This window comes from Cupriavidus sp. 05N40, assembly GCF_056397305.1.
The window spans coordinates 1-4,099 of the sequence record NZ_JBFTND010000357.1 but is presented as its reverse complement, the minus strand read 5'-3'; the positions used below and the strand labels follow the sequence as shown (position 1 = coordinate 4,099).

3 protein-coding genes are annotated in these 4,099 nt (G+C 61.0%); 2 read left to right on the top strand and 1 reads right to left on the bottom strand.

Going from position 1 to position 4,099, the window contains the following annotated elements; translation table 11 throughout:
* Positions 1-256 precede the first annotated feature (256 nt).
* Positions 257-2,059 (bottom strand): sulfatase family protein, encoded by a 1,803-nt coding sequence (locus AC1DO7_RS39930; protein WP_441614080.1) that lies wholly within the window; start codon positions 2,057-2,059, stop codon positions 257-259.
* 599 nt (positions 2,060-2,658) lie between these two features.
* Here AC1DO7_RS39930 and AC1DO7_RS39925 point away from each other — a divergent pair.
* Both AC1DO7_RS39925 and AC1DO7_RS39920 read left to right on the top strand, forming a co-directional pair.
* Positions 2,659-3,777: a substrate-binding protein gene (locus AC1DO7_RS39925; RefSeq protein WP_441614079.1), complete on the top strand. Its 1,119-nt coding sequence runs from the start codon at positions 2,659-2,661 to the stop codon at positions 3,775-3,777.
* Positions 3,778-3,843: 66 nt separating this feature from the next.
* A partial coding sequence (locus tag AC1DO7_RS39920) for a MerR family DNA-binding transcriptional regulator (protein ID WP_477117467.1) occupies positions 3,844-4,099 on the top strand: 256 nt, incomplete at its 3' end.

Genomic DNA, 4,099 nt, shown 5'->3' with positions numbered 1-4,099 from the left:
GGCCGGGCCCAGGCTGGGTCCAGCACTCCGACCAAGGTAATCCGCTCCAGGTGTTGCCGATATGGGATTCCAATAACGCGCTCTTAGCGGGCGCACCCGGCGAAGGAGGAGAGGTCGCTCCTGAAAAGAGCTGACGTTTGAATGCCCACCTGCAAGCGCCGGCCAACGGCCGGTCCTGGCTAATGGATTCAACCGGTCGAGTTGGAGGGCGCATTGGGGGCCAGGGAATTGATCCCCGGGCATCGGCCCGGATGCATCATGCGCCGGCCATGGTTTCCGCCGTGACGTCCCACCCTGCATCGATGCCACCGGGGAGCATTTGTCCACGGTCTTCACCCACTTCAGCGTCTATCAGCCGGTTCAGCTTGTCGTTCATGGCGAGAAGCAGATCGCGGTGGCTGCTGTCTGCCGCCAGATTGTGCATCTCGAACGGGTCGGCCTGCAGATCGTATAGCTCCACGTCATTGAACCGGTTGAGCTGTTCCAGCGTGGTGGGCCGGTTATGCTGCTTGGGCGAGAAGTACCGTGCGAAGGTGTAGCGTCCATCGTAGACCGAACGTACCGCGCCCCGCTTCATCAGGTTGGGCCGGATGCCGGCGCTCTTGAGCTGGTCCGGCTTGCCGCCCTTTTGCAGGTAGTCCACTGCCTTGAAAAGAAAGTCGCCATCGAGATAGGCGAGCATGTTGTAGCAGAACAGCGCGCCATTGCGGACGACTTCCAGGCCTGCCTGGTCGGGCGCGTCGAGTAGCCCCGAGAAGTCCTTCCCTGCCAGCCCCTTGACGATGGCAACGCGCTTGTCGGCGCCGATGCCAGTCATCGCAATCAAGGTCGGCGCGATGTCCAGGTGCGATGTGACTGCGCGGCATTGCCTGCCACCCTGATAGGCGGGGTGAGCGATGATCAGCGGGACGTTGTTCTGCTCCCGATACGAGACGGCGCCCTTGGCGTGGAGCTGGTGGGCACCATCCATGTCGCCGTGGTCGGACGTGAGGATCACGATGGTCTTGTCGGTGAGGCCGCTGGCGTCGAGTTCGGCCAGGACGGCCGCGATATTGCGGTCCACATCGCGCATGCAGTTCAGGTAGTAGTTGTGCCGCCGGCGCCAGCGCGCGTCCTCGTTTGGAATGGCGCCGACCAGCGCATCGTGCGAGCGAAGGAAATCGCGGTGCGCCGGCGGCCGCCCCGGCGCATCGAGGGCCTGCGCCCGGCTTGCCGGCAGCGTGAAGTCCCACTGCCTGGCATACAGCGGGTCAACCGGGTCGCGGGCGACATGGGCGAGTCCGCGCTTTGCCTGGACCTCGGTTCCGGGAGCGTCGGTGTCGTAGAACATCACGTCATGCGGGTTGACCAGGTTGACCGCGAGGAACCATGGCTTGCCTTGTGCCGCCAGCTCGCGGCCTTTTCCGCGCAGCCAGCTCACGCCCATTGCGGCGATCACCCCGTCGTGCAGGTAGCCGCCGCTTGTGTGGGCAATGATGTCGCCAATGCCGACGTAATCAGAGAAGCCGTAGGCTTCCATTTCGGCGGTAAAGATCTTGGTGGGTGTGCCGAGCTTGTTGACCGTCTCGAATTCCTTGGTGAGATGCCACTTGCCCTTGTACGCGGTGTAGTAGCCTGCGTCGCGAAGCATGTCGCCGAGCGTGCGTGTCTCGGTCGACATACTGCTGATCCACGGGAAGTTGGTGTTGTCGAACATCCGCGTCTGCTGGATGTGCTGCCCCGCGTAAAGCACGGAGCGCGATGGCGTACAGACGCACGAGTTGATCTGATGGTTCACAAACGTGGTGCCGCTCTTCGCCAGGCGCTCGTGTGCGGGCAGGCGATAGTCCGCCGGCAGGTCTCCAGGCTGGAAATGGCGCTCCTGATCGACCAGGATGAAGAGAATGTTAAACGGGCCCGCCGGGCGGCCACCCATGGCGGGTGCTGGCTTGTCGGCATCGGGCGTTGCGGCCTGCGTGCTTTCGCCCGAGCCAAGGCTCAACGCCACGGCGCCCTGCCCGGCCGTGCGCAGGAACTCCCGGCGCGTCAGCGTGGACCCCGGTTCCTTGTCATTTGCCATCACGCCTCCTCATCCATGGCGCTCGCCGCATGGCGGACTTCCGGATCGCGGCATGCTATCGGGCAGGTAAGACTACCGCAGCCTATCAATATCGCTCTTGAGCGACAAGCCGATTTGCTGCCGCTACTGCGTGTTGAACGTTGCCCACCGCACATAAGGGAGTTGACGCTGTGGCGAGGCCTGGAGCAAAGCGGCGGGGCTCATAACGGTGTCCTGAAGGACGACGAACATCTCAGGGAACCACATGTCGAGCCCGCGCTAACGGCAGTCGCCGCCATACCGCTTGCCGCATACCTTTCGCAGCAAGTCGCTCCCGCTACTTTTCATCGGGAGGTTTGCATGATCGACCTGAGCAGCCACTTGCACCCTCGATCATGTGGCGCTTGCCTAACAACTTGTAGCTGTCATTGGTCGTCTTGACTCTTGACTTGAACGGGAGCACCAGTCGCATGAGGTAGCGGACAGGAAAAACTGCCCCAATGGACTAGTCTTGACCATATCGCCCGGCTAGCGGTGCAAGCCGGCGCCCTTGCCTTGCGCTACTGATCGTGGCCGTCGGGTGTTCGCCGATACCCGATCGTTTGAGCGGAGAAGAACCGATGAGTGAATCAACAAGTGGATCCGTCAAGGTGGGCGTCATCACCGACATGACAGGTCCCCTCTCGTTCCTGGGTATCGCCAATGCAAATGTGGCCAGAATGGTGATCGATGAGATCAACGCAAGGGGTGGTTTGTTGGGACGGAAGATCGATCTGTACCTCGAGGACAGCGCAACGACCGATAGCGTCGGGGAAGCCAAGGCGAGGAAGCTCGTCCAGCAAGATCAGGTCGACGTTGTCTTGGGCGGCATTTACAGCTCCATGCGGCAAGCCATCAAGGGCTCTGCTGTCTTGCAGGGCAAGAAGCTCTACATCTATCCGGAGCAATACGAAGGAGAGGAATGCCACCCGCTGATCTTCTGCACCGGCCCGGTGCCGGCTCAGCAGCTTGAATCCACGATTCCATGGCTGATGCAGAAAACCGGAGCAAAGAAGTTCTACTGCCCATCGGCTGATTACATCTGGCCGCGCACGATGAACAGGAAGCTGCGTGAGGTGGCAACCGCCCATGGCGGCTCGATCGTCGGCGAGGAGTACTTTCCGCTCGACCACACCGACTATGGAGCGACAATCGAAAAGATCATCTCCAGCGCAGCCGAGGTGGTATTCAACACGATAGTTCCGCCCGGCCTGGGGTCGTTCCTCGAACAACTCCATCAGTCCGGCTTCATGAAGCGCGGCGGCCAGCTCGTGTGCACGTACTTCGAGGAGAACTTCCTGGGCTTCTTTCCGCCGGAACAAGTGGAGGGCCTGTACAGTTGCCTCGACTACTACCAGAACGTCAGCGATCCTTTTAGCAAGGAACTGCTGGCGCAGTATGACAAGCTCTATCCAGGCGACGCCAAATTCACCGCTGGCAGCGCAGCCACCGGCATGTACCGTGGCCTGAAACTCTGGGAGGCGGCGGTAAAAGAAGCCGGCTCACTGGACCAGGATGGTGTGATCAAAGCACTGGACCACGCGAAGATCGCTCAGGGGCCGGGCGGCCCGGCTGAAATGGTGCCCGGCCAGCATCACGTCCGGATGAACATGTATATCGCCCAGGTGAAGGGCACGAAATTCGAAATCGTCAAGGACCTGGGGGCCATGGATCCGAAGGAGACCGACTCTAGTATTTGAAATAGTGTGCAAAAGTGTATAATTATTGCCATGGAGCGCACATATAGCACTGGAAAGGCTGCCGAAATGCTCGGCGTGTCTGTGAAGACTTTGCAGCGATGGGAACGCGAGGGTCGGCTCATTCCGGCCTCTCGAAGTGATAGCAATCGGCGCGTCTATACCGAACAGCAACTGGCCGACTTCCGCGGCCTTCAGCGCTCGGGCGGCAAGGCACCCACTCGCGTGGTGGTCTATTGCCGAGTGTCCAGTGCCGCTCAGAAGCCGGATTTAGCCAATCAGCGGCGGGTCATGGAGGAGTTTGTTGTCGCGCGCGGGCTTGCAA

What these genes read in the sequence shown, in the direction of transcription:
- AC1DO7_RS39930 (WP_441614080.1), bottom strand. Translation starts at nt 2,059, where the DNA reads ATGGCAAATGACAAGGAACCGGGGTCCACGCTGACGCGCCGGGAGTTC.
- AC1DO7_RS39925 (WP_441614079.1), top strand. Translation starts at nt 2,659, where the DNA reads ATGAGTGAATCAACAAGTGGATCCGTCAAGGTGGGCGTCATCACCGAC.